At 64.8% G+C, this 23,495-nt stretch carries 21 protein-coding genes; 12 read left to right on the top strand and 9 right to left on the bottom strand.

What is annotated here, in order from left to right; translation table 11 throughout:
• Positions 1-16 precede the first annotated feature (16 nt).
• On the top strand, positions 17-1,096 hold the full coding sequence (locus AC3WUF_RS14890; RefSeq protein WP_492426922.1) for an RluA family pseudouridine synthase: 1,080 nt from the start codon (positions 17-19) through the stop codon (positions 1,094-1,096).
• A complete protein-coding gene (locus tag AC3WUF_RS14885) occupies positions 1,086-1,775 on the top strand; it encodes an HAD-IA family hydrolase (RefSeq protein ID WP_492426920.1) in 690 nt (229 codons plus the stop codon). Before AC3WUF_RS14890 ends, AC3WUF_RS14885 begins: the two co-directional genes overlap by 11 nt.
• Here AC3WUF_RS14885 and AC3WUF_RS14880 read toward each other — a convergent pair.
• On the bottom strand, positions 1,772-2,401 hold the full coding sequence (locus AC3WUF_RS14880) for a Maf family protein (RefSeq protein WP_492426918.1): 630 nt from the start codon (positions 2,399-2,401) through the stop codon (positions 1,772-1,774). The two genes, AC3WUF_RS14885 and AC3WUF_RS14880, sit on opposite strands and share 4 nt — an antisense overlap.
• A gap of 63 nt (positions 2,402-2,464) precedes the next feature.
• On the opposite strand from AC3WUF_RS14880, the gene AC3WUF_RS14875 reads away from it, so the two are divergent.
• From AC3WUF_RS14875 to plsX, 3 genes are all read left to right on the top strand, one after another.
• On the top strand, positions 2,465-2,992 hold the full coding sequence (locus tag AC3WUF_RS14875; RefSeq protein WP_492426916.1) for a YceD family protein: 528 nt from the start codon (positions 2,465-2,467) through the stop codon (positions 2,990-2,992).
• Positions 2,993-3,023: 31 nt separating this feature from the next.
• The gene (gene rpmF / locus AC3WUF_RS14870) at positions 3,024-3,221 is read left to right on the top strand and encodes a 50S ribosomal protein L32 (RefSeq protein WP_492426914.1); all 198 of its coding nucleotides are present in this window, start codon (positions 3,024-3,026) and stop codon (positions 3,219-3,221) included.
• Positions 3,222-3,294: 73 nt separating this feature from the next.
• A complete protein-coding gene (plsX, locus tag AC3WUF_RS14865) occupies positions 3,295-4,335 on the top strand; it encodes a phosphate acyltransferase PlsX (RefSeq protein ID WP_492426912.1) in 1,041 nt (346 codons plus the stop codon).
• Between the two features lie 43 nt (positions 4,336-4,378).
• On the opposite strand, the gene gspF is transcribed toward plsX, so the two are convergent.
• From gspF to gspC, 4 genes are read right to left on the bottom strand one after another with little or no spacing between them, the layout of a single operon-like run.
• The gene (gene gspF / locus AC3WUF_RS14860) at positions 4,379-5,593 is read right to left on the bottom strand and encodes a type II secretion system inner membrane protein GspF (RefSeq protein ID WP_492426910.1); all 1,215 of its coding nucleotides are present in this window, start codon (positions 5,591-5,593) and stop codon (positions 4,379-4,381) included.
• Between the two features lie 23 nt (positions 5,594-5,616).
• The gene (gene gspE, locus AC3WUF_RS14855) at positions 5,617-7,101 is read right to left on the bottom strand and encodes a type II secretion system ATPase GspE (RefSeq protein ID WP_492426908.1); all 1,485 of its coding nucleotides are present in this window, start codon (positions 7,099-7,101) and stop codon (positions 5,617-5,619) included.
• A gap of 4 nt (positions 7,102-7,105) precedes the next feature.
• Positions 7,106-9,400, bottom strand: a complete 2,295-nt coding sequence (gspD, locus tag AC3WUF_RS14850) for a type II secretion system secretin GspD (RefSeq protein WP_492426906.1) — start codon at positions 9,398-9,400, stop codon at positions 7,106-7,108.
• An 8-nt stretch (positions 9,401-9,408) separates the two neighbouring features.
• Positions 9,409-10,284, bottom strand: coding sequence for a type II secretion system protein GspC (gene gspC, locus AC3WUF_RS14845; RefSeq protein WP_492426904.1), 876 nt, complete (start codon positions 10,282-10,284; stop codon positions 9,409-9,411).
• A 152-nt stretch (positions 10,285-10,436) separates the two neighbouring features.
• Between gspC and AC3WUF_RS14840 the strand changes: the two genes are divergently transcribed.
• From AC3WUF_RS14840 to clpA, 4 genes are all read left to right on the top strand, one after another.
• Positions 10,437-12,665, top strand: coding sequence for a CHASE2 domain-containing protein (locus AC3WUF_RS14840; protein ID WP_492426902.1), 2,229 nt, complete (start codon positions 10,437-10,439; stop codon positions 12,663-12,665).
• A 15-nt stretch (positions 12,666-12,680) separates the two neighbouring features.
• Complete coding sequence (locus AC3WUF_RS14835; RefSeq protein WP_492426900.1) at positions 12,681-13,847, top strand: acyl-CoA dehydrogenase family protein; 1,167 nt, start codon at positions 12,681-12,683, stop codon at positions 13,845-13,847.
• Positions 13,848-13,959: 112 nt separating this feature from the next.
• The gene (gene clpS / locus AC3WUF_RS14830; RefSeq protein ID WP_492426898.1) at positions 13,960-14,280 is read left to right on the top strand and encodes an ATP-dependent Clp protease adapter ClpS; all 321 of its coding nucleotides are present in this window, start codon (positions 13,960-13,962) and stop codon (positions 14,278-14,280) included.
• Between the two features lie 40 nt (positions 14,281-14,320).
• A complete protein-coding gene (clpA, locus tag AC3WUF_RS14825; RefSeq protein WP_492426896.1) occupies positions 14,321-16,600 on the top strand; it encodes an ATP-dependent Clp protease ATP-binding subunit ClpA in 2,280 nt (759 codons plus the stop codon).
• Between the two features lie 75 nt (positions 16,601-16,675).
• Here clpA and infA read toward each other — a convergent pair whose 3' ends face one another.
• The 4 genes from infA to AC3WUF_RS14805 all read right to left on the bottom strand — a co-directional run bounded on the left by infA (position 16,676) and on the right by AC3WUF_RS14805 (position 18,890).
• A complete protein-coding gene (gene infA / locus AC3WUF_RS14820; RefSeq protein WP_492426894.1) occupies positions 16,676-16,894 on the bottom strand; it encodes a translation initiation factor IF-1 in 219 nt (72 codons plus the stop codon).
• A 112-nt stretch (positions 16,895-17,006) separates the two neighbouring features.
• Positions 17,007-17,735, bottom strand: a complete 729-nt coding sequence (locus tag AC3WUF_RS14815) for an arginyltransferase (protein WP_492426892.1) — start codon at positions 17,733-17,735, stop codon at positions 17,007-17,009.
• Positions 17,732-18,475, bottom strand: coding sequence for a leucyl/phenylalanyl-tRNA--protein transferase (aat, locus tag AC3WUF_RS14810; RefSeq protein ID WP_492426890.1), 744 nt, complete (start codon positions 18,473-18,475; stop codon positions 17,732-17,734). The genes AC3WUF_RS14815 and aat overlap by 4 nt, the downstream gene beginning before the upstream one ends.
• 76 nt (positions 18,476-18,551) lie before the next feature.
• Positions 18,552-18,890 carry a hypothetical protein gene (locus tag AC3WUF_RS14805; RefSeq protein ID WP_492426888.1) on the bottom strand — a complete coding sequence of 113 codons (339 nt, stop codon included), beginning with the start codon at positions 18,888-18,890 and terminating at the stop codon, positions 18,552-18,554.
• A gap of 144 nt (positions 18,891-19,034) precedes the next feature.
• Between AC3WUF_RS14805 and AC3WUF_RS14800 the strand changes: the two genes are divergently transcribed.
• From AC3WUF_RS14800 to AC3WUF_RS14790, 3 genes are read left to right on the top strand one after another with little or no spacing between them, the layout of a single operon-like run.
• Positions 19,035-21,440, top strand: a complete 2,406-nt coding sequence (locus AC3WUF_RS14800; RefSeq protein ID WP_492426886.1) for a DNA translocase FtsK — start codon at positions 19,035-19,037, stop codon at positions 21,438-21,440.
• A gap of 5 nt (positions 21,441-21,445) precedes the next feature.
• Complete coding sequence (lolA, locus tag AC3WUF_RS14795) at positions 21,446-22,171, top strand: outer membrane lipoprotein periplasmic chaperone LolA (RefSeq protein ID WP_492426884.1); 726 nt, start codon at positions 21,446-21,448, stop codon at positions 22,169-22,171.
• A gap of 42 nt (positions 22,172-22,213) precedes the next feature.
• Entirely contained in the window at positions 22,214-23,488 is a 1,275-nt protein-coding gene (locus tag AC3WUF_RS14790; protein WP_492426882.1) for a replication-associated recombination protein A, read from the top strand.
• Positions 23,489-23,495: the final 7 nt, after the last annotated feature.

Genomic DNA, 23,495 nt, shown 5'->3' with positions numbered 1-23,495 from the left:
GGCTGGTAGAATGCAAATGCCCCGCAGCCGCAATATCTCCGTCACCGCAGATTTGGGAACGGGCTGTATCTCCAGCTTCCGGTCGATGTTACTGATCCGGCACTGGCCCGCCCTTGAATCTACGGAGTGTCATATTTTGACACAGAATCGTTCACAAGTCCGCAAGGTCGTCGTAGGCGCCGGAGAAGACGGACAGCGCATCGATAACTTTTTGATTAAACAGCTTTCCGGCATCCCCAAATCCCACATTTACCGGCTTCTTAGGTCGGGGCAGGTCCGGGTCAACGGCGGGCGGGCAAAACCCGAACGAAAACTGGTACTTGGCGAGGAAGTCCGGATCCCCCCGGTGACCGAGCCGGAAAAGAGCGAAACCGTGAGACCGCCGGATGCCGTGCTCAAGCGGCTACGGGATGCCATCGTTCACGAAGATGAGCATTATTTAGCCATCTGCAAGCCGGCCGGGCTGGCCGCGCACGGCGGCAGCGGCATCAAGTACGGCGTCATTGAGGCGGCCCGCGCCTGGCAGCGCTACGAGTTTCTGGAGCTTTGCCACCGTCTCGACCGCGATACCAGCGGCGTTTTGCTGCTGGCCAAGACCCGCCCGGCCTTGCTGCGCGCCCAACGTGCCTTCAAGCACGGCGAGGCCGACAAGCGTTATTTCGCGTTGCTGACCGGCGCCTGGCGCGGCGAGGACCGCGATGTCGACGAGGCGCTGGTGAAGAGCCGGATCGCCAGCGGCGAGGCGCGCATGCGCGTCGCGGCCGACGATGAGGAGGACGGCAAGGCTTCGAAGTCGCGCTTCTCTCCGCGCCAGCGCTATCGCAATTCGGTGCTGTGCGAGGTGCAGATCTTCTCCGGCCGTACGCATCAGATTCGCGTTCACGCGGCGGCGCTCGGCCATCCGGTCGCCGGCGACGACAAGTACGGCGAGCGCGAGGAAAACCGTGAGTTCAAGGAGCTGGGGCTGAAGCGCATGTTCCTGCATTCGCACTTTCTCGCGCTGCCGGCGCAGGGCGATTTCCGCAAGTTGCTGCTCAGCGCGCCGATGACCGACGAACTGCGCGAGGTGCTGGAGCACCTGCCTCGTGGGCGCTGAAGGCATGGGTATCGAGCGGCCGTATCAGCTGCTGATCTTCGACTGGGACGGCACCCTGGCCGATTCCGCGCAACTGATCGTCGCGGCGATGCAGCAGGCGATCGGCGGGCTGCAATTGCCGCCGCGCAACGATGAGTCGATCCGCGAGCTGATCGGTCTCGGGCTCAACGAATGCCTGCAGATCCTGTATCCGGAGATGGCCGTCGAGAAGCTGCGCGCGCTGCTCGACGACTACCGCAAGCAATGGGTCGGCAGTGGCGGCGCAGAGGCGCCGTTGTTTGCCGGCGCATTGGCCGCCGTGCAGCAGTTGCACGCTCAGGGCTATCGCATTGCGATCGCGACCGGCAAGGCGCGTCGCGGACTCGACCGTTCGCTGCGTCATCATCCGGAGCTCGCGCAGTACGTGATCAACTCGCGCTGCGCCGACGAAACCGCCTCCAAGCCGGATCCGCTGATGCTGGTGCAGCTGCTGGAAGCCGAGGGTCTGCGCGCCGACCAGGCGCTGATGATCGGCGATACCTCGTACGACATGGCGATGGCGGCGGCGATCGACATGACCGCGGTCGGTGTGGCCTGCGGCGTTCACGAGCCGGGCCGCATGCTGGTGGCCGGCGGCCATTCGGTCATCGATGACGTTGCTGCGCTGCCGGCCTGGATTGCCGCGCGGGCCGCTGCCTAGAAGGGGTAGCCGGCTTCGCGCAGCAGACGGTGGGTCAGGATCAGCGGCAGGCCGATCAGCCCGGTCGGGTCGGTGTTCTCGATGGCTTCGAACAATCCGATTCCCAGGCCTTCGCATTTGAAGCCGCCGGCGCAGTCCCAGGCGGGCTCGGCGTCCGCATATCGTTCGATCTCGGTGCGGCTGAGGTCGCGGAAGTGCACTGTGGTTATATCCAGTCCCTGATGACTGCCAGCCGGGGTCAGCAGCGTGAGCGCCGTCAGAAACTCCACCGTTCGCCCGGATGCGCCGTGTAATTGTTCAATCTGTTGTTCGCGGCTGCCGGGTTTGCCGGTGATCCGGCCGGCCACCACGGCCGTCTGATCCGAGCCGAGTATCCAGGCCTGCGGGGCGGTGGCTTGTACGGCGCGAGCCTTGGCCAATGCCAGCCGCGCGGTCATCGCCCGAGGCGACTCGCCGGCGAGCGGTGTTTCGTCCAGATCGGCGGGGATCGCCCGAAATGGCAGCTGCAGCCTGGCCAGCAGCTCGGCGCGGTACTTCGAGCCGGATGCGAGAATCAGGTCTGGCGGGCTGCTGGGCGGGTTCCGCGACGGCGCGTCTGGCGCCCGCACCGAGGGTCGATTAGGCATTGAATTTCTTTGACATTAAGGGGGCTCGTCACTATGATGCGCGGCCCTTGTACGGGGCAAGTCATGAGTATTCCGCGCGAGGTTGTCGCCTCTGTGGCGGTTGCACAGGGTTATCGGTTCGTTGGTGAATTCGGCATCAGCTTGGCCCCACGGCTACGCGAGGTGGCCGGAGCCCAGGCGCTACCCGAGCCGCTGCAGGTCGATCTGCTGGCGGACGCGTATCGCGGCCAGGGTCGCCTGCGAGGCACGGTGCGCGGCAATTGGCAGCTTGAATGCCAGCGCTGCGACCGGTTGTTCCCGGCGCCGGTGGATCTGAAACTGGATCTGGCGCTGGTGCACAGCGAAGAGGCCGAAAAGGCGCTGCTGTCGGAAGCCGATCCGTATTTGGTGCAGGACGATCAGCTGCCGCTGTATGAACTGATCGAAGAAGAATTGTTGTTGGCCTTGCCGGTTTTTCCACGTTGCAAGGCATGCGAAGATGCCGTTGAAGCTGCAGCCCATGCGCAGCCTCCGCAGTTACCTCAGCAAAAGCCGGAACGGGAAAATCCGTTTGCGGCGTTGAAGCAGCAGTTGAAGTCCAGTCAAGAGTAGTTAAGGACGGTTTCGTCCGCCGGAGCAAGCAATGGCAGTTCAGGATTCCAAGAAGTCGCGCGCCAAGCGTGGTCACCGTCACGCCCATTGGGCCAACAAGGCGAAGGCCCCGACGCTGTCGACGGACCCGACCTCGGGTGAAACGCATCGTCGTCATCACATCACTGCCGACGGTTTCTACCGCGGCAAGAAGGTGATCGACAAGGGTGTTGTCGAGGCTGGCGAGTAAGGCCTCCTCGCCGAGCAATCGGCGAAAGACGCCAGGCGTAGAGCCAAGCGCGTAATCACACAGCGGGTGAGTCTTGAGCCAAGCTCCCGTTGTTCTCGCACTAGACGCAATGAGCGGCGATCACGGCCATAAAGAGGTCGTGGGCGCTGCTCTTTTGGCGTTGGCTGCGCATCCGGAACTGCATCTGATCCTGGTCGGCGACGAGGCAGCGCTGCGCGCCGATCTCAAGGAACGCCATTTCAAGGACGAGTCGCGCGTGCAGATCCAGCACGCCAGCGAAGTCGTCGGCATGGACGAGTCGCCGTCCAAGGTGCTGCGCAACAAGAAAGACTCGTCGATGCGGGTCGCGATCAACCTCGTCAAACAGGGCCGAGCTCAGGCCGCCGTCTCGGCCGGCAACACCGGCGCGCTGATGGCGACCGCCAAGTTCGTGCTCAAGACGCTGCCGGGGATCGATCGGCCGGCGATCATTTCCGCCATCCCTTCGGTCAACGGCCACGTCCATATGCTGGACCTGGGCGCCAATGCCGAATGCTCCGCCGAGCAGCTGCTGCAGTTCGCGGTGATGGGTTCGGCACTGGTGTCGTCGACGCTCGGCATCGAGCGGCCCAAGGTCGCCTTGCTCAACATCGGCGAGGAAGAGATCAAGGGCAATGAGGTCATCAAGCAGGCTGCACAGCTGCTGCAGGCTTCGAACCTGAACTACATCGGCTACGCCGAAGGCGATGGCGTGTTCCTGCGTGACATCGACGTCGTTGTCTGCGACGGCTTCGCCGGCAACATCGCGCTGAAGACCGGCGAGGGCGTCGCCAAGCTGATCTATCACTTCCTCAAGCAGGAATTCACGCGCTCGATCTTCACCAAGATGGCTGCGGTGCTGGCGATGCCGGCGCTCAAGGCGCTCGGCGGACGTATCGATCCGCGCAACTACAACGGCGCCAGCTTTGTCGGTTTGACCGGCATCGTCATCAAGTCGCATGGCAGCGCCGATGCGCAGGCGTTCGCCGCGGCGATCCGTGTCGCATTGCGGGAAGTCGAGAACGATGTGCCCAAGCGCATCAGTCGTTTGATGTCGGCAACGCAAGCCTCGGTTGCTCCGCTGACTTCGACCTGAGCGACCGCCGCTGCCGCGACGCCGCGGGCGGTTCCAGCGCCGGCTATTTAACCAGCGTGTTGAGGTCGAAGATCGGCAGCAGGATGGCGAGCACGATCAGCAGCACCAGGCCACCCATCACCAGAATCAGCACCGGTTCGAACACGCCCATGATGGCGGCGACGGTGTTTTCGACTTCGCGCTCCTGATTCTCCGCGGCGCGATCGAGCATATCGTCGAGCGTGCCGGAGGATTCGCCACTGGCGATCAAGTGCACGGTGATCGGCGGAAACAGCTTGCTCGCGGCCAGGGATCGCGATAGCGAAGCGCCTTCGCGGACACGGATTGCGGCGGCCTCGATGGCATCGCGCATCGGCAGATTGCTGACGACCTGGGTGCCGATCTGCAGCGCATCGAGAATCGGCACGCCGCTGCCGAACAGGATGCCCAGCGTGCGCGTGAAGCGCCCGGCGTTGGCGCCGCGCACGAGGCGACCGATCATCGGCAGCCGCAGGACGTTCCGATGTACGCGACGCTTGAACGTGTCGTTGAGCATCATCCGCCGGAACAGGAACGTACCGGCGGCAATCAGGATCAGCAGATAGATGCCAAAGTCGCGGAGAAAATCCGACAGCGCAATCAGGCCGGTCGTCAGCGCCGGCAGCTTGGCGTCGATGCTGGTGAACACCTCGACGACCTGCGGCACGACATACGTCAGCAGCAGCACGACCACCGAAATCGCAACCAACGTCAGGATCGCCGGGTAGACCGTGGCGAGCACCAGCTTCTGCTGCATGACCTGGCGGCGTTCGACGTAGTCGGCGAGACGTTCAAGAATGTAATCGAGCTTGCCGGACTGTTCGCCGGCTTCGACGGTGGCGCGGAACAAGGTCGGAAAGGCGTTGGGGAACTGCTCGAGGGCCTGCGCCAGCGAGTTGCCCTCGACGACGCTGGCACGCACGCCCAGGGCGATGCGCTTGACGCGCTTGCCTTCGCTTTGCTCGGCGACCGCGGTCAGCGATTCGTCCAGCGGCAGGCCGGAGCGCACCAGGGTTGCGAGCTGCCGCGTGAACAGCGACAGCTCGGCGTTGCTGATGCTGCCGCCGCGGCTGAACAGTGAAGTGGCGGACTGCTTGGCTTCGGCGACTTCGCGCACGTCGAGCGGCGAGAGTCCGCGCTCGCGCAGCAGCTGGCGCGCATGCCGCGGCGTATCGCCTTCGATCAGTCCCTTGGTTTCGCGTCCGCGGGCGTCGAGCGCGCGATATTCGTAGGCGGACATGTCAGCGCGGAGAAGGTGTCAGGCTATTCTTCGATCGTCACGCGCAGGACTTCGCGCAGCGTCGTCAGACCGGCAATGACCTTGTTGCGGCCCGATTGCAGAATGCCGGGGCTGTAGGTACGTGCGTAGGCCTCGAGCGATTGCTCGGAGGCATTGTCGTGAATCATCGCTTCCAGCTTGCGATCGATCTCGATGATTTCGTGGATGCCGCTGCGGCCTGCAAAGCCCATGTGGCGGCACAGCGGGCAACCGACCGGCTTGTACAGGGTCAGCGGCTTGGTCGGATCCAGAGCCAGCTGTTCCTTCTCGACGACGCCGGCTTCGTACGGTTCCTTGCAGTGCTTGCAGAGTTCGCGGACGAGGCGCTGGGCCACGAGGCCGACCAGCGACGACGACAGCTGGTACGGCTCGACGCCCATGTCGCGCAGGCGCGTGACGGCGCCGACGGCGGTGTTGGTGTGTAGCGTCGACAGCACGAGGTGGCCGGTCTGCGAAGCCTGCACGGCGATCTGCGCGGTCTCGAGATCGCGGATTTCACCGACCATCACGACGTCCGGATCCTGACGCAGAATCGCGCGCAAGCCGCGCGCGAAGGTCATGTCGACCTTCTGGTTGACCTGGGTCTGGCCGACGCCGTCGATGTTGTATTCGATCGGGTCTTCGACCGTCATGATGTTGCGCGAACGGTCGTTGAGCACCGACAGCGCCGAGTACAGCGTCGTGGTCTTGCCCGAGCCGGTCGGGCCGGTGACCAGCAGGATGCCGTAGGGGCGATGGATGATGCGCTTGAGCGTGTCGATCTGGTCGTTGCTGATGCCAAGTTGCTCGAGATCGAGCTTGTCGGCCTGCTTGTCGAGAATACGCATGACGACGCGTTCGTTGTTGGTCCCCGTGGGGATCGTCGAGACGCGAACGTCGACCTTGCGACCGCCGAAGGCGCGCGAGATGCGACCGTCCTGCGGCAGGCGCTTCTCGGCGATGTCGAGCTTGGCCATGACCTTGATGCGCGACACCAGCCGCGCGCCGAGCGCGCGTGGCGGCGACATGATTTCGCGCAGCACGCCGTCGACGCGGAAGCGCACGAGCAGGCGGCTCTCGAAAGCCTCGATGTGAATATCGGAAGCGTTCTCGCGGATCGCTTCGACGAGCAGGCCGTTGATGAATTTGATGACCGGCGCGTCGTCGTCGGACTCCAGCAGATCCTGGTTGTCCTGCAGCGCCAATGCCAGCGCGTCGAGATCGGCCTCGTCGTCGTTGAGGCCTTCCATCAGCGTCGCGGTCGCGGTGGTCTGGCCTTCGTAGGTGCGCGACAGCAGCGCATCGAATTCCTGCGGCGTCACCGGTTGCAGGCGCACCGGGCGGCCGACGAAGCGGCGGGTTTCCTGCACGGCGTCGATGGCAACGCCCGGGCGGGTCACAACGACAACGTGATCGCCCTGATCGTCGGTGACGATCACGCCATGGCGCTTGGCGAAGGTGAACGGCGGGCGGCGCAAAGCGGTCTGCATGCGATCAGGGAACCATCGCCTCGGGCAGACGGGGTTTCTTGTCGGGCCGCGGCGTCGGGGTCGGCGCGGACGGCGACGGCTGTGCCATGCCCTTGGGAATGCGCGGCGCAAAGCTCGGTTCTTCCGCGCTTTCCGCGGGAATGATCGTCGGACGCTGGCTGGGTGGCGCGGCCGCCGCGCTCGGTGCTGCCGGAGCCGCGGTCGGCAGCGGGATCGTGCCTGACGGCGTGATCAGACGGTCGCCGGTTTCCGGCGGTGCATCCGCGGCGCCGGGTGCGACGGCGGGCGAGTCATAGGTTGCCGGCGTCTCGACGATGCGCGGTGCGGGCATCACGTTGGGATCTTCCCAGGTCTCGATTTCGCCAAGGATCGGGCGCTGCGTGCCGAGCAGCGGACCTGCGCCGGTGGCCGCATTGATCTGTGCCTGGCGAATCGCGTTGTACTTCATGCGGGTGTAGTAGTCGCCGTCGTCGCGCTTGCGCAGCACCGACGGACGGATGAACACCATCAGGTTCTGCTTGGCTTTGGTGACCGAGCGCGACTTGAACAGCGCGCCGAGCAGCGGGATGTCGCTGAGCAGCGGGACGCCGGTCTTGGTGTCGTTCATCTGATCGTCGATGAGGCCGGCAATCACCAGAATCTGGCCGTTCTCGACGCCGACGACATTGCTCAGCGTGCGCTTGTTGGTGACGACGTTGGCGGTGCCGGCGGTGCCGCTGGCGACGCTGGAGACTTCGAGGTTGAGCTTGAGCTTGACCGACTCGCTCTCGCCGCTGATCTGCGGCGTCACCGACAGCGTCAGGCCGACGTCCTTGCGCTCGATGGTCTGGAACGGATTGACCGAATTGCTGTTGCCGCCGGTGTTCGAGTACGAGCCGGTCTGGAACGGCACTTCCTGGCCGACCGAGAACTTGGCTTCCTCGTTGTCGAGCGTCACCAGCGTCGGCGTCGACAGGATGTTGGTGTCGCCGTCGCCCTTGAGCGCCTTGAGCAGCACGCCGAAGGTCGTGCCGTTGCTGCCGCCATCGACCGCGCCGGCGACCGTCAGGCCGGAGCCGATCAGGCCGATCGCGCTGGCGGCGAGATTCGAGGTGCCGCCGGTGGTGCGGCCGAGCTGGCTGAGGAGCGTTGCGGTGCTGGCGTTGTTGATGCCGGCTGCGGCGATGCGATCTTCATTGAACACGGCCCAATCGACGCCGAGGTCGCTGGACTTGTTGGCGCTGACTTCGGCGATGATGCCTTCGACGAGCACCTGGGAGCGGCGGATGTCGAGCTGCGCGATGACGTCGCGGATCTGTCGCATCGCCTTGGGCGCCGCGGTGATGATGATCGCATTGGTGTCTTTGTCGGCGAGCACGCGCGTGCCGCCGGCTGCGCCACCGCCACCGCCGCCGGTCGGTGCGGCTGCCGCCGCTGCCGGGGCACCGCCGCCGGACTTGTCGGCCTGCGCCGCCTGCTGGGCGTAGCCTTCGAGGATCGGCGCGAGGTTTTCGGCGCTGGCGTAACGCAGGTAGACGACCTGCGTGGCGCCGCCATCGGCCAGCGGGATGTCGAGCTGGGCAATGATGTCGAGGAATTTCTGGCGCTCGGTCTTGTCGCCGCCGATCAGTACGCTGTTGCTGCGCTCGTCGGCGATGATGGTCGTCGGCTTGGTTGTCGGATCGGCCTGCTTGTCCTGCTGGGTCATCGCCGTCAGCACGCGGACGACCTCGGCGGCGGACGCGTTCTGCAGGCGCACGTATTCGATGTCGCGATCGCCCGACTGGTCCATCTGCGCGATCAGCTTGCCGATGCGCTCCACGTTGGCGGCGCGGTCGGTGATGATCAGCGTGTTGCTCGGCTGGTAAGCGGCCAGATGGCCCCACTGCGGCACCATCACGCGCAGGATCGGCACCAGCTGCGCGGCACTGACGTTCTGCAGCTGGAAGACGTGGGTGACGATCTCGTCGAACGGCCGGCCGGACGTGCGGCCGTACAGGCCGCTGCCTTCCTGCTTGGCGGTGGCTTCCGGAATGATCTTGATCGTGTCGCCCGACGGAATCGCTGCGAAGCCGTTGACCGACAGCACCGCGAGGAAGGTCTCGTAAAGCCCATCGGAGCTCATCGGCGACGAGCTGATGACCGTGACCTTGCCCTTGACGCGTGCGTCGACGATGAAGTTCTTGCCGGTGACCTCGCTGACCGTCGCGATCAGCGTACTGATGTCGGCGTCCTTGAGGTTGAGGGTGATTTCGGCGCGGGCAGGGGCCGCGAAAAACACCAGCAGCGCGAGCCCGAAGGCGGCGACGTTATTGCGCATGGTCATTATCAGTTGAGGCTCAGATTCAGGTTCTGCACCTGACCGCCACGTTCGATCGTCAGGGAAACTGCGTTGGCCTGGCCCAGGTCACTCAGCAGTTGCAAGGCTTTTTGGGTGTCGTCCAATTGTATGCCATTGACCGAGGTCACCAGGTCGCCCGGGCGCAGGCCCAGCTCCTTGAAAGCCTCGCGCTCGCGGCCCGGGTAGATCCGGTAGCCCTTGAGCTGGTCGCCGACCTTGGCGGGCTGCACGCGCAGATAGTTCGAGGCCTTGGTCGGGTCCGTCATGATCTCGTCACGGATCTTGCCAAGCATCGCGGTCGCTTCGGCGCTGGCGCCGGCCGGTGCAGCCGCGGCCGGGTTATAGGTCGTCGCGGTGCTTGGCGCGTCCTTGTTCAGGCGCAGGGTTTCGTACTTGCCGCCCCGCACGAGGATGACGCGGTCCGGGAAAATCGCCTCCAGCTTGGTGCCGGAGATGACCGTGTCGCCGATCGCGAAGGGCTTTTCCTCGCCGTTTTCCGGTGCGATCAGTGCGCGGGACTCCTTCTCGCCGCCGGCCAGGATGCCGAGCAGGTTCAGCGACAGGCGAGTGTCGGGTGCGTCGGCCGGCTTGCCGTCGGTGCCCAGCGGCGCCGCTTCGCCAAACATATTGGCCGCGATCAGGCCGTCGACGACGTTGGCGGCCGGCTTGTTGCGGGCCTTGGCGGGGGTGGCCGGCGGGGGTTGCCAGCGGGCCGATTCCGGCATCGGCATCAGAGCCCAAACCAGGCCCGCAAGCAGCCAGGCGATCACGATCACGAGCAGCAACGAGCTCAGCTGTGGCAGGTAACGGCCATAGCGTTCGTAAACCTGCGCAGCGCGCTGGAGGCTGATAGTGTCGGGCATTCGGACATCATAACCCGCACGGCCACGATCTCTGTAGGGTCCCGCGGCAAGAGGCACATTCTCACCACAATTCGCGCCACAATGGACGGGCTGCGGCGATCCGAAGGGTGCGGATTGGCGCCAGCAACGCAGACCAGTCCCGGGGGAAACGGATGTCGACACGCAGCTTGATCCGTCTGGCCATCAGTGCCGGGATACTGATCTTGTTCACCCTGCATACCGCGCGCTTCCTGCCGTCGCGCCTGCTGGATGTCGTCGAAGCCTTCACCTACGACGCCCGCGTCATGCTGAACCTGCCCGGGACGGCGGATCCGCGGGTGGTCATTCTCGATATCGACGAGCGTAGCCTCGCGGCCGAGGGCTGGCCCTGGCCGCGGACAAAATTTGCCCATCTGGTCGATCAGCTGTTCGATCGCTACAAGATCGCCGTGCTTGGTTTCGACATCGTCTTCGCCGAGGCCGACGATAACGCTCAGGAACTGTGGCAGCGCCTCGCGGCGGAGGATTTCGCCGACGTCCCGGCAGTGGCGGAAAGATCGGCGCAGATCACCGCCAGCCTGGACTACGACGCCGTTTTCGCCAAGGCGATCGAAGGCCGCCCGGTCGTGCTGGGGTATTTCTTCAAACCTATCGTGCAGGGCAGCGAGGCGCCGACGACGGGCTCGATCTGCGCGCCGCTGCTCGATGCCCAGACCGCCCGGCTCTATGACGTCGGCTTTGTGCCGGCGCAGGGCTATGGCGGCAGCGTTCCGCGTCTGCAGGCGGCGACGCCCAGCTGCGGATTCTTCGACAACCCTATCGCCGCCGAAGACGACGGCGTGTTCCGCCGCGTGCCGTTGGTGCAGCAATACGACGGGGCGGTCTATCCGTCGCTGGCCCTCGCCGTCGTCGCGCAAGCGCTCGGCAAACCGCCGCTCAGCCTGCGCTTCGATCCGCCGGATGTGCGCACGTCGCTGCACCTGGAAAGCCTTGACGTCGGCGAACTGAGCGTGCCGGTCGACGAGCGGGTCGCCGCCTACGTGCCCTACCGCGGCGACAACCGGACCTTCACCTTCGTATCGGCCGTAGACGTCCTCAAGGGGACGCTGGCCAATCCCGAAGTACTCAATAACGCCATCGTCCTGGTTGGCGCGACGGCCGCCGGACTGCTCGATCTGCGCAGCACGCCGGTCAACAAGGTCTTCAATGGCGTCGAGGTCCACGCCAATCTGGTGTCCGGCATGCTCGATGGCCGCATCCTGCAGAAGGCTCCGTACTACAGCGGGATCGAAACCGTACTGCATGTATTGATCGCGATCCTGCTGACCTGGACCTTCGCGAAGCTGTCGCCGGCGGCCAGCGCCGGCGTCGGCATTGCGGCAGTGATCGCCGTCGTTGGTCTCGCACTGGGGCTGTGGAGCGGCGCCGATTTCATCATGCCGATGGGCGTACCGGTCATCTTCACATTGGCGTTGTTCATGGCGCACCTGATGTACGGCTATCTGGTGGAATCCCGCGGCAAGCGCAAGCTCGCACGCCAGTTCGGCCAGTACGTGCCGCCGCAGGTCGTCGAGGAGATGGCCGAGCGGCCGGAAACCGTGTCGATGGACGGCGAAAGCCGCGAGATGACCGTGCTGTTCTGCGACGTGCGCGATTTCACCAGCATCTCGGAAAAGCTCGATGCGCGCGCCGTCGCCGCCTTGATGAACCAGTACCTGACGCCGCAGACCGGCGTGATCCAGAAGTACCGCGGCACGATCGACAAATACATGGGCGACGCCATCATGGCGTTCTGGGGTGCGCCGCTGCCGGATCCCAAACATGCGATGCAGGCGCTGCTGGCGGCTTTGGAGCTGATGAGATCGGTGCGCTCGCTGGATGCGGACTTCGAAGCGAAGGGCTGGCCAAAGCTGAACATCGGCATCGGCATCAACAGCGGGCGCATGAGCGTTGGCAACATGGGCTCGGAATTCCGCGTCGCTTATACGGTCATGGGCGATGCGGTGAATCTGGGCTCGCGGCTGGAAGCGCTGACCAAGACCTACGGCGTGCCGATCATCTGTTCCGAGGCAACCCGCAACGCGGCGCCGGCGGACTGGTCGTTCCGCGAACTCGATCGCGTCAGGGTCAAGGGCAAGCAGGAGCCGGTGGCGATCTACGAGCCGATGGGCCCAAAGCAGGATCTCGATCCGGGGTTGCGCGAAGACCTCGCGCGCCAGCGCGGCGCGCTCAAGCTCTACCGCGAACGCAAATGGGATGCCGCCGAGCTGGAGTTCTTCAACCTGATGCAAGGCCAGCGGCCGCATCCGGTCTATCAGCTGTTCATCGAACGCATCATGTATCTGCGCGAGCATCCGCCCGGCGCCGATTGGGACGGCGCGTTCACCTTCGATCACAAATAGCTTCACCGCGAAACCATGGCTGCCGCATTCGACTGGAAAGACCCGCTCGGGCTCGAACATCAGCTCTCGTCCGAAGAGCGCCTGTTGCGCGACAGCGCGCGCGACTATGCCCAGGAACGCCTGCTGCCGAGGATCAAGACTGCGTTTCGCGAAGAACGTTTCGACCGCGAAATCCTCAACGAGCTGGGTGATCTCGGCCTGCTCGGTATCGGCCTCGATGGCGAGGGTTGCCCCGGCGGCAGCCAGGTCATGTATGGCCTGGTCGCGCGCGAGATCGAACGCGTCGACTCGGCCTACCGCTCGGCGATGTCGGTGCAGTCCAGCCTCGTGATGTTCCCGATCCTCAGCTATGCCAGCGATGCGGTGCGCCAGCGCTGGCTGCCGCAGCTGGCGCAGGGCAAGGCGCTGGGCGCTTTCGGCCTCACCGAACCCGACCACGGTTCCGACCCCGGCGGCATGGCGACGCGCGCCCGGCGCGACGGCGCGGACTGGATCCTGAACGGCAGCAAGACCTGGATCAGTCACGCGCCCGAGGCCGACGTCTTCGTGGTCTGGGCGCGCGACATGGACGGCAAGCTCGGCGGTTTTGTCCTCGAGCGCGGTCTGAAAGGCCTGTCGACGCCGAAGATCGACGGAAAATTGTCGCTCAGGGCATCGGTGACCGGGCAGATCGTCATGGACGATGTGCGGGTTTCCGACGCCTGCCGGCTGCAGGTCAGCGGCTTCCGCGGACCGTTCAGCTGTCTGAACAAGGCGCGCTACGGCATCAGCTGGGGTGCCATGGGCGCGGCGGAGACCTGCTGGTTCGCTGCCCGCGACTACGTCATGGAACGGCGCCAGTTCGGCCGTCCGCTGGCGGCCAACCAGCTGATTCAGAAGAAATTGGCGGATATGCAGACCGACGTTGCGCTGGGCCTCGGCGGCGCCCTGCAACTCGGGCGCTTGCTTGATGCCGGCTTGGCGGGCGCCGAAGCGATTTCGCTGCTCAAGCGAAACAACTGCCGTCAGGCGCTGTCAATTGCACGGGTGGCACGCGATATGCACGGTGGCAATGGCATCAGCGACGATTATCCGGTCATGCGCCATCTGCTGAACCTGGAAACCGTCAACACCTACGAGGGCACGGAAGATATCCACGCCCTGATCCTCGGCCGCTCGCAGACGGATATTGCAGCGTTCTGAGTCCGACACTGGCGCCGGCGCCGCGGAATATTTGCGCAGGCGATTTTCGGCGCGCGTCTTGATCGTGGCCGCAGCGCCTCCATTTGGCGGGGAGGCAACGTAAACTGGCCGCATGAGCAACGACGTCAAAAGAGATTCGGGAAATGGTCTGGCCGTTGAGCCGGCCAAGCCCAAGCTGCAACAGCCGCCGATGTACAAGGTGGTGGTGCTGAACGACGACTATACGCCCATGGACTTTGTGGTCCAGGTTTTGCAACAGTTCTTCCACCACAACCGCGAAAAGGCGGTGCAGATCATGTTGCAGATTCACTCACACGGTCGCGGTGTTGCGGGAGTGTTTCCGGCGGAGATCGCCGAAACCAAGACCGCACAGGTGAACGGCTATGCCCGCCAGAATCAGCATCCGCTGCTGACGGTAATGGAAAAGGTTTGAGCGCCCCCGCGTTCAACGAAGGATAGATCGGAGCCCAGGCATGTTGTCCGAAGACCTACAGAAAGCATTGGACGCGGCGTTCGTCGCAGCGCGCATGGACGGCAATGAATTGCTGACCGTCGAGCACCTGCTGCTGGCCCTGCTGTCCGACACCCAGGTCGCCGGTGCATTGACCTCGGCCGGAACCGACACCGACAAGCTTGAGCAGGAGCTGCGTGAGTACATCCGCAGCCACGTGCAGTCGGTCAGCGACATCGAAAAGCATGAAGTACAGCCCACGCTGTCCTTCCAGCGCGTGCTGCAGCGCGCGATCTACCACGTCCAGGCCGCCGGCAAGAAGCATGTGTCGACGCTCAACGTGCTGGTCGCGATCTTCTCGGAGAAGGACACTCATGCAGTGTTCCTGCTCGGCGAGCAGGGTGTGAGCCGCCTCGACATCGTCAATTTCATTTCGCACGGCATCTCCAAGAACGGCGCCGCCGTCGACAAGCCCGCCGAGCAGGAAGACAAGGAAGAAGCCGCCGACAAGCCGCAGGCCGGTCAGTCCGCGCTCGAGCAGTACGCGGTCAATCTCAACGAGCGCGCCGCGCAGGGTTCTGCCGATCCGCTGATCGGCCGCGATCTCGAGATCGAGCGCGTCATGCAGACGCTGTGCCGCCGCCGCAAGAACAATCCGCTGCTGGTCGGTGAAGCCGGCGTCGGCAAGACCGCCATCGCCGAAGGCCTCGCCTGGCTGGTCGTCGAAGGCCGCGTGCCGGATTTGCTGCGCAATGCCGTCGTCTACAGCCTCGACCTCGGCGCGCTGATCGCCGGCACCAAGTATCGCGGCGACTTCGAGAAGCGCTTCAAGGCGGTGATCTCGGAGCTCAAGCGCATCCCGGGTTCGGTCGTCTTCATCGACGAGATCCACATGATCATCGGCGCCGGCGCGGCCAGCGGCGGCGTCATGGACGCATCGAACCTGCTCAAGCCGCTGCTGGCCTCGGGCGAGATCCGCTGCATCGGTTCGACGACCTATCAGGAATATCGCGGCATCTTCGAGAAGGACCGTGCGCTGGCGCGCCGCTTCCAGAAGATCGACGTCAACGAGCCGAGCCAGGAAGACACGATCAAGATTCTCGAAGGCCTGCGCGGTCGTTTCGAGGAGCATCACCAGGTGCAGTTCACCCGCGGCGCGCTGCGCTCGTCGGTCGAGCTGTCCTCACGCTACATCACCGACCGCTTCCTGCCGGACAAGGCGATCGACGTCATCGACGAGGCCGCCGCGCGTCTGCGCCTGCTGCCGGACTCCAAGCGTCGCAAGACGGTCCAGGTGCGCGACATCGAAGAAACCGTTGCACGCATCGCGCGGATTCCGCCGAAGAGCGTGTCGTCCAACGACCGCGACCGTCTGGCGACGCTGGAACGCGACCTCAAGCTGGTGATCTTCGGCCAGGACGCCGCGGTCGAGCAGCTGACGTCGGCGATCAAGCTGTCGCGCTCGGGGCTCGGCAACCCGGAAAAGCCGATCGGTTCTTTCCTGCTCGCAGGCCCGACCGGCGTCGGCAAGACCGAAGTCACGCGCCAGCTGGCGCAGCTGCTCGGCATCGAGCTGATCCGCTTCGACATGTCGGAGTACATGGAGCGTCATACCGTGTCGCGCCTGATCGGCGCGCCGCCGGGGTATGTCGGCTTCGATCAGGGCGGTTTGCTGACCGAAGGTGCGATCAAGCATCCGCACGCGATCGTGCTGCTCGACGAGATCGAGAAGGCGCACCCGGATGTCTTCAATCTGCTGCTGCAGGTCATGGACCACGGCACGCTGACCGACAACAACGGCCGCAAGGCGGATTTCCGCAACATCATCCTGGTGATGACGACCAATGCCGGCGCCGAGGAATCCTCGCGACGTTCGATGGGCTTTGCCGAGCAGAGCCATCAGACCGACGCGATGGAAGTCATCCGCCGCATGTTCACGCCGGAGTTCCGCAACCGCCTCGATGCCACGGTGGCGTTCGCGCCGCTCGGCGAGCGCGAGATCCTGCGCGTGGTCGACAAGTTCATCATGCAGCTCGAAGAACAGCTCGGCAGCAAGGGCGTGCAGCTGGAAGTCGACGAGTCGGCGCGACTGTGGATGGCCGAACGAGGCTACGATCCGAAGATGGGCGCCCGACCGATGGCGCGCATCATCCAGGAGCACCTCAAGCGGCCGCTGGCCGAGGAGTTGCTGTTCGGCAAGCTCGCCCACGGTGGCCGCGCGCATGTCACGCTCGGCGACAACAAGGAGCTGGCGTTCGAACTCGAAGGTCGCGAAAAGGCGAGCCAGCTCGAACCGGTCTGAAGCTGTCGCCCGTAACGACAAAGCCCGCTTGAAGAGCGGGCTTTGTCGTACTTGAACCTTATGACTTCTCCGCGCTTACTTGTCGCGGAAAGTGATGCGACCCTTGGTCAGATCGTAAGGCGTGAGCTGAACCGTCACCTTGTCGCCAGTGAGGATGCGGATGTAGTGCTTGCGCATCCGGCCGGAGATATGGGCAACCACAATGTGCCCGTTTTCCAGCTTTACACGAAAGGTTGTGTTGGGCAGCGTTTCCGCCACCACGCCGTTCATCTCGATGTGATCTTCCTTCGCCATACGCCTCGCCGCCTGAAAAGAGGCGTGCATTATTGGAGCGGGAACCAAATGTTTCAACCGCCGGGTCCGTTTTGTGCTCGATTCGGCGTCGGATTGCGTGGGTACAACGACTTCAGATCGCCGGTTCCGAGGTGAGAGCCCAGGTTTCGCCGTCGAAAGTTTCCAGCGGAGCGAAGCGCGCCTTGTAGGCCATTTTCGGGCTCTCCGGCACCCAATACCCGAGATAGACATGGGACAGTCCCAGCTCATGGGCCTGCTGCAGCTGCCTGAGGACGGCGAGGGTGCCGAGGCTGCGGGCCGTTTCGCCGGGATCGAAGAATGTGTAGACCGCCGACAGCGACAGCGGCAGATGATCGACGACGGCGACGCTGACCAGACGCCCCTGCGCCCTGAAACACCAGTAGCGGGCTGCGGCCCAGGGGCATTCGAGAAAATTGTGAAAGGCGTTGCGGTCCTGAGGGTCCATGCCGCCACTGGCGTGGCGCTGTTGCAGGTAGCGGCGGTACAGCGCGTAGTGTTCGTCGCCCAGTTCGGATTCGATGCTCAGGGTCAGGTCGGCATTGCGCGCCAGGCAGCGCCGCTGCGCGCGGTTGGGCTCGAACAGCGCGACTGGCAGGCGTGCCGGAATGCAGCGCTGGCAGCCCTGGCAATGCGGCCGGTAGACATGTCCGCCGCTGCGGCGGAAGCCCATTTCCAGCAGGCGCTGGTAGCGCGGCGGATTGAGCATCCATTCCGGATCGACGAAGGCGCTGCGTGCCGCGCGCCCCTGCAGATAGCCGCAGGCGTGCTCCGGGCTCAGGTAGAGCCGTATCGGGGCGACTTCGTTGACGGAAGCGGTCATTGAGGCAGATGGTCGGCCGAGCGGGGATGTTCGATATCCAGTGTCCAGTCGCTGCGCGTCCGGTGCGGCTGGGTCGCTACCGCGAGGCGGCGCAGAAACTCGTCGCGCGGAATGTCGACCGCACCGAGGCTGCTCAGATGCGGCGAGCTGACCTGGCAATCGAGCATATCGAACTCCCAGGCCTGTAGCTGCCGGCACAGCCAGACCATCGCGATCTTCGATGCGTTGTCGGCCCGCGAGAACATCGATTCGCCGAAGAACGCGGCGCCGATGCTGACGCCGTAGAGGCCGCCGATCAGCTTGTGTTCGCGCCAGATTTCAATGCTGTGCGCGTGGCCGCATTCGTGGAGCTGCTCATAGGCATGGCGCATGTCCGGTCCAAGCCAGGTGCCGCGTTCGCGGCGCCGCGGACCGGCGCAGGCGTCGAGCACTTCACCGAAGCGGCGATCGATGCTGATTGCATAATCCTCGCGCGCGACCGCCCGCTGCAGAGAGCGTGAGATGTGCAAGGCCGAGGGGCTGAGAATGGCGCGCGGATTCGGACACCACCAGAGGATCGGTTCGTCCGGGTTGTACCAAGGGAAAATGCCCTGCGAATAGGCCCGCAGCAGCCGCGGCATCGACAGATCGCCGCCGATCGCGAGCAGGCCGTTGGGCTCGCGCATTGCCAGATGGGTAGGCGGGAACGCCTGCTGCGGATCGCGCGGGTCCAGCCAGTGCAGTCGTATCGGACTATCCATGGGCGCTCGAGAAAACCTGCTGCCCCTATAGCTTACGTCAGGCTAGCGCCCGCGGCGGCGGTTTTAACTCGGCGCGTCAGTGAAAAACCGGTGCTACTGCGGGAACGTCGCGCAGGACCCACTGGACCACGGCGTCATGCTCGAAACGGGTAATTGCCTCGACTTCGCCGGCCGGACCCGCTTCGGTCAAGCGACCACTGCTATCGAAGTGAATCCGCGCGCCGGCGGTCTGTACCTTGAGCTCGCCGCTGGCGTTCAGCGGCTGCACGGTCAGCTGCAGATAACGCAGATCGCGATCGGCGAATTCGGGAACCGGCTCGGCACCCGCCGCGATCAAAGCGGCCTCTTCGGCGCTGAATTCGCGGATGCCGCCTTCGGGCGTCAGTACAAAATGTCTGGTTTGTTGTGTGTTCATGTTGACCTCCCGGACCGTTTCGATCTGGTCTGAACTTCAATATGAAGGTTTTCAGGGCGATTTCAAGAGAGTTTTTATCCCCCGCAAGAGCCGGGCCTGCCGGCAGGCGTCCGCTATACTGCAGCGTCACAACTCACATCCAGCATGCTTAGAAGCAAATCTCACGCCACCGACGCCGCCGCGGGTCCCAGCTGGCTCGAACGCCTGCCGCGCGAAGCCGCAATGCTCGCCTGCCTCGGCCTCGCGCTATTCCTCCTTGTGACCCTGGTCAGCTTCAACCCGGACGATCCGGGCTGGTCCTCGTCGGGGACCGGGGCGGGGGTGCGCAATCTCGCCGGAACGGTCGGCGCCTGGATCGCCGATGTATTGCTGTCGCTCTGCGGCTATGTCGCCTTCCTGTTGCCTTGGGCGGTGCTGCTGATCGGCTTGCGTATCTTCCACAATCCGGAGCCGGACGAGGAAGGTATTCCGCGCGGCGTGCGGATTGCCGCCTGGCTGGTGCTGCTGACCGCGCTGGCGGCACTGGCCGCGTTGCATGTCGGCTCGTCGCCGGACTGGGCGCCGCAGGGCAGCGGCGGCATTGCCGGTTTGTCGCTGGCGCAATTGCTGGTCGGCGTGCTCAGCGGTTTTGGCGCGAGCCTGGTGCTGCTGACGCTGGCGATCGCCGCCGCGCCGCTGGCACTGACGTTCTCGTGGGTTCAGGTCATGGACTGGATCGGCAACGGCGTCATCGCGCTCGCTGCGCGGGCGCGCGAATCGCTCGACAAGCCGCAGGATGGCGCTACGGACGACGGCGACGAGACGGAAGAAGAACCCGCCGAGCGCAAGGATCCGTTCCTGCAGCCGCTGATCTCGCCGCTGCTGGCGGCCGAAGACGCCATCCGCGGCTCGCAGCCGCGCCGCAGCCGCCGCAAGGTCGAGCCGGTGCTCGGCAGTGAAGAAGAGCAGATGGAACTGCTGCCGGGCGGCGCTGCCGAAGATGTTGTCGTCGCGGCACCGAAGAAGCCGCGCGCCAAGCGCGATACGAAAGTAGATGTGCCGGGCTTCGACGGCGATCCGTTGCCGCCGGTGTCGATGCTCGACCTGCCGCGTCCGAGCGGGCGTCAGTACACCCCCGACGAGCTGCAGGCGCTGTCGCGCGACGTCGAGCGCCATCTCGGTTCCTTCGGCATCAAGGCGCAGGTCGTCAACGCGATGCCGGGGCCGGTGATCACGCGCTTCGAGATCCAGCCGGATGCTGGCGTGAAGGGTTCGCAGATCACCAACCTGTCGCGCGATCTCGCTCGCTCGCTCGCGGTGTCGAGCGTCCGCGTCATCGAAGTCATCGAAGGCAAATCCGTCATCGGCCTGGAGATTCCGAACCAGAAGCGCGAGATGGTGATGCTGCGCGAGATTCTGGATTCCAACGCTTATCGCAATGCCGAGTCGCCGCTGACGATGGCACTGGGCAAGGACATCGCCGGCAATCCGCTGTCGTTCGACCTCGCCAAGATGCCGCATCTGCTGGTCGCCGGTACGACGGGTTCGGGCAAATCGGTCGCGATCAACGTGATGATCCTGTCGATCCTGTTCAAGGCGACTCACGATCAGGTGCGTTTCATCTTCATCGATCCGAAGATGCTCGAGCTGTCGGTCTACGAAGGCATTCCGCATCTGCTGACGCCGGTCGTCACCGACATGAAGGACGCCGCCAACGCGCTGCGCTGGTGTGTCGCCGAGATGGAGCGCCGTTACAAGCTGATGTCGGTGCTTGGCGTGCGCAATCTGGCTGGCCTCAATCGCAAGATCGAGGAAGCGGCGGCGAGCGGCCAGCCGCTCATCGATCCGACCAAGAAAAAGGCGCAGGACCTGTTCGATCTCGATGCGCCGGTGTCGGCGCCGGAGACGCTGGAATCGCTGCCGCATATCGTCATCATCATCGACGAGCTGGCCGACATGATGATGGTCGTCGGCAAGAAGGTCGAAGAGTTGATCGCGCGCCTCGCGCAGAAGGCGCGTGCCGCCGGCGTGCATCTGATCGTCGCGACGCAGCGGCCCAGCGTCGACGTCATCACCGGCCTGATCAAGGCGAACATTCCTTCGCGGCTGGCCTTCCAGGTTGCGTCGCGCATCGACTCGCGGACCATCCTCGACGAGATGGGCGCCGAAACCCTGCTCGGTCACGGCGACGGCCTGTTCCGGCCGATCGGCGCCAATCGCCTGGATCGCGTGCATGGCGCGTTCGTCGACGATCACGAAGTGCACAAGGTCGTGGCCTATCTGAAGCAGGTCGCGCCGCCGCGCTACATCGAAAACATCTGCGCCGAGGAACCGGCGGCGAATGCCGGCGGCGAGGGTGGCGAGGATGTCGAGAACGATCCGCTCTACGATCAGGCGGTCGCGATGGTGCTGGAGACCCGCAAGGCTTCGGTGTCCTGGGTGCAGCGGCGCCTGAAGATCGGCTACAACCGCGCCGCGCGCATGGTCGAGCAGATGGAAGCGTCGGGCATCGTCGGCCCGAGCGGACCTGGCGGCAACCGCGAGATCCTCGCGCCGGGCGGGCGGGATTGAGCCGCATGCTGTCCTTGCCCCGGTTCATGCTGGACTCAGTTGCTGCTGCAAGACTGCGCACACCTACACGTCTGATCGTCACGTCCATGATCCAGCGTCTGTTGTCCATTTTCCTTTCTCTGAGCCTGCTGGCCTTTGCCGGCAACGCGGCTGCCGCCGAGGCGCAGGCGCGTCTGCAGCGCTTCGTTGCCGATGTGCAGACACTGTCGGCCGCTTTCGAGCAGATCCAGTACGACGAACAGGGTCGCGAAACCGGCCGTCGCGGCGGCAGCTTCGATCTAGCTCGGCCAGGGCGTTTCAAGTGGCACTACCTGATGCCGTACGAGCAGCTGATGCTCAGCGACGGCAAGAAAATCTGGAACTACGAACCCGATCTGGCGCAGGTCAGCGTGCGCGATGCGGCGCAGATCCTGCGCGACACGCCGGCGGCTCTGCTGGCGGGCGGAGATCTCGACAAGACGTTCAGTGTGGTCGACGGCGGCATCGACGGCGACGCGCAGAAGCTGCGTCTGGAACCGAAGACCGCGGATGCGGATATCCGCCTGATCGAGCTGTGGCTGCAGGCCAACGGCGTGCCGCAGCGCATGCGCCTGCACGATCCGCTCGGCGGCATCAGCGACATCCGCTTCACCGAAGTGAAGCGCAACGCCAAGATCGCCGGCAGCGTCTTCGAGTTCAAGCCGCCGAAGGGTGTCGAGGTCGTCGACTTTGATGCGGCCCAGCCGCAATAGCTGCTGACGGTGGCCGGCGCTCAGGCACCGCTGGCCGAGCGTATGCGCCCGCGTACGCTCGACGAGCTGACCGGGCAATCCCATCTGCTGGCCGCCGGTGCGCCGCTGCGCACCCTGTTCGAGGCCGGCAGCGTGCCGTCGATGGTGCTGTGGGGTCCGCCGGGTGTCGGCAAGACCACGATCGCGCGCTTGATCGCCGGACATACGCGCGCCCAGTTCGTCACGCTGTCTGCGGTGATGGCCGGCATCAAGGACATCCGCGAGGCGGTCAGCGATGCGCGCGCCGCGGCCAGCGGCCTGACGCCGCAGGCGACGGTGCTGTTCATCGACGAAATCCATCGCTTCAACAAGGGCCAGCAGGATGCGCTGCTGCCTTATGTCGAGGATGGCACGATCACGCTGATCGGCGCGACAACCGAGAATCCGTCGTTCGAACTCAATGCGGCCTTGTTGTCGCGGGTGCGCGTTTTCGTGCTGCGCTCGCTGACCGAGGACGACATCCTGCAGTTGCTGCAGCGCGCGCTGACCGACGCCGAGCGCGGTCTCGGCATGCCGGCCGGCAGCCTTCCGCAAAGCTGGCTGTTGCGCATTGCCGAGGCTGCCGACGGCGACGCCCGGCGCGGCCTGGTCCTGCTCGAAACCGCTGTCGAACTGGCGCGTGCGCAGCAGCACACCGACGACAGTACGCTGGAAAAACTCATCGGCCGTGGCCTGCGTCGCTTCGACAAGCAGGGCGAGAATTTCTACGACCAGATCTCGGCATTGCACAAGTCGGTGCGCGGCAGCGATCCGGACGGTGCGCTGTACTGGTTCGCGCGCATGCTCGACGGCGGCTGCGATCCGCACTACATCGCGCGCCGCGTGCTGCGCATGGCGATCGAGGACGTTGGCCTCGCCGATCCGCGTGCACAGTCGATGTGCCTGGAAGCCTGGGACAGCTATCAGCGCCTCGGCAGCCCGGAAGGCGAACTGGCGCTGGCGCAGGCGGTCGTCTATCTGGCCTGCGCGGCGAAGAGCAACGCGGTCTACAGCGCCTATAACACCGCGCGCGCCACGGTCGAAAAGACCGGCACGCTGGAAGTACCGATGCATCTGCGCAACGCGCCGACCCGACTGATGAAGGATCTCGGCTACGCCCAGGGCTACCGCTACGATCACGACGAAGCGGAAGGCCACGCGGCGGGACAGGCCTACCTGCCGGATGCACTGCGCGGCGTGCGTTTCTACGAACCGACGTCGCGCGGCCTGGAAATCCAGATCGGCGACAAGCTGGCGCAGCTGCGCGCGCGCCGCGCGGCGGCCGACGAGAAAAAGTAAGGGGCAC

Source organism: Fontimonas sp. FW305-C-3 (genome assembly GCF_058783185.1).
This window is presented reverse-complemented; position numbering and strand designations above follow the sequence as displayed.

Coding starts and splice junctions, on each gene's coding strand:
- AC3WUF_RS14890 (WP_492426922.1), top strand. CDS start 17: ATGCCCCGCAGCCGCAATATCTCCGTCACCGCAGATTTGGGAACGGGC.
- AC3WUF_RS14880 (WP_492426918.1), bottom strand. CDS start 2,401: ATGCCTAATCGACCCTCGGTGCGGGCGCCAGACGCGCCGTCGCGGAAC.
- AC3WUF_RS14875 (WP_492426916.1), top strand. CDS start 2,465: ATGAGTATTCCGCGCGAGGTTGTCGCCTCTGTGGCGGTTGCACAGGGT.
- rpmF (WP_492426914.1), top strand. CDS start 3,024: ATGGCAGTTCAGGATTCCAAGAAGTCGCGCGCCAAGCGTGGTCACCGT.
- gspF (WP_492426910.1), bottom strand. CDS start 5,593: ATGTCCGCCTACGAATATCGCGCGCTCGACGCCCGCGGACGCGAAACC.
- gspE (WP_492426908.1), bottom strand. CDS start 7,101: ATGCAGACCGCTTTGCGCCGCCCGCCGTTCACCTTCGCCAAGCGCCAT.
- gspD (WP_492426906.1), bottom strand. CDS start 9,400: ATGCGCAATAACGTCGCCGCCTTCGGGCTCGCGCTGCTGGTGTTTTTC.
- gspC (WP_492426904.1), bottom strand. CDS start 10,284: ATGCCCGACACTATCAGCCTCCAGCGCGCTGCGCAGGTTTACGAACGC.
- AC3WUF_RS14840 (WP_492426902.1), top strand. CDS start 10,437: ATGTCGACACGCAGCTTGATCCGTCTGGCCATCAGTGCCGGGATACTG.
- AC3WUF_RS14835 (WP_492426900.1), top strand. CDS start 12,681: ATGGCTGCCGCATTCGACTGGAAAGACCCGCTCGGGCTCGAACATCAG.
- clpS (WP_492426898.1), top strand. CDS start 13,960: ATGAGCAACGACGTCAAAAGAGATTCGGGAAATGGTCTGGCCGTTGAG.
- clpA (WP_492426896.1), top strand. CDS start 14,321: ATGTTGTCCGAAGACCTACAGAAAGCATTGGACGCGGCGTTCGTCGCA.
- infA (WP_492426894.1), bottom strand. CDS start 16,894: ATGGCGAAGGAAGATCACATCGAGATGAACGGCGTGGTGGCGGAAACG.
- AC3WUF_RS14815 (WP_492426892.1), bottom strand. CDS start 17,735: ATGACCGCTTCCGTCAACGAAGTCGCCCCGATACGGCTCTACCTGAGC.
- aat (WP_492426890.1), bottom strand. CDS start 18,475: ATGGATAGTCCGATACGACTGCACTGGCTGGACCCGCGCGATCCGCAG.
- AC3WUF_RS14805 (WP_492426888.1), bottom strand. CDS start 18,890: ATGAACACACAACAAACCAGACATTTTGTACTGACGCCCGAAGGCGGC.
- AC3WUF_RS14800 (WP_492426886.1), top strand. CDS start 19,035: ATGCTTAGAAGCAAATCTCACGCCACCGACGCCGCCGCGGGTCCCAGC.
- lolA (WP_492426884.1), top strand. CDS start 21,446: ATGCTGTCCTTGCCCCGGTTCATGCTGGACTCAGTTGCTGCTGCAAGA.
- AC3WUF_RS14790 (WP_492426882.1), top strand. CDS start 22,214: ATGCGCCCGCGTACGCTCGACGAGCTGACCGGGCAATCCCATCTGCTG.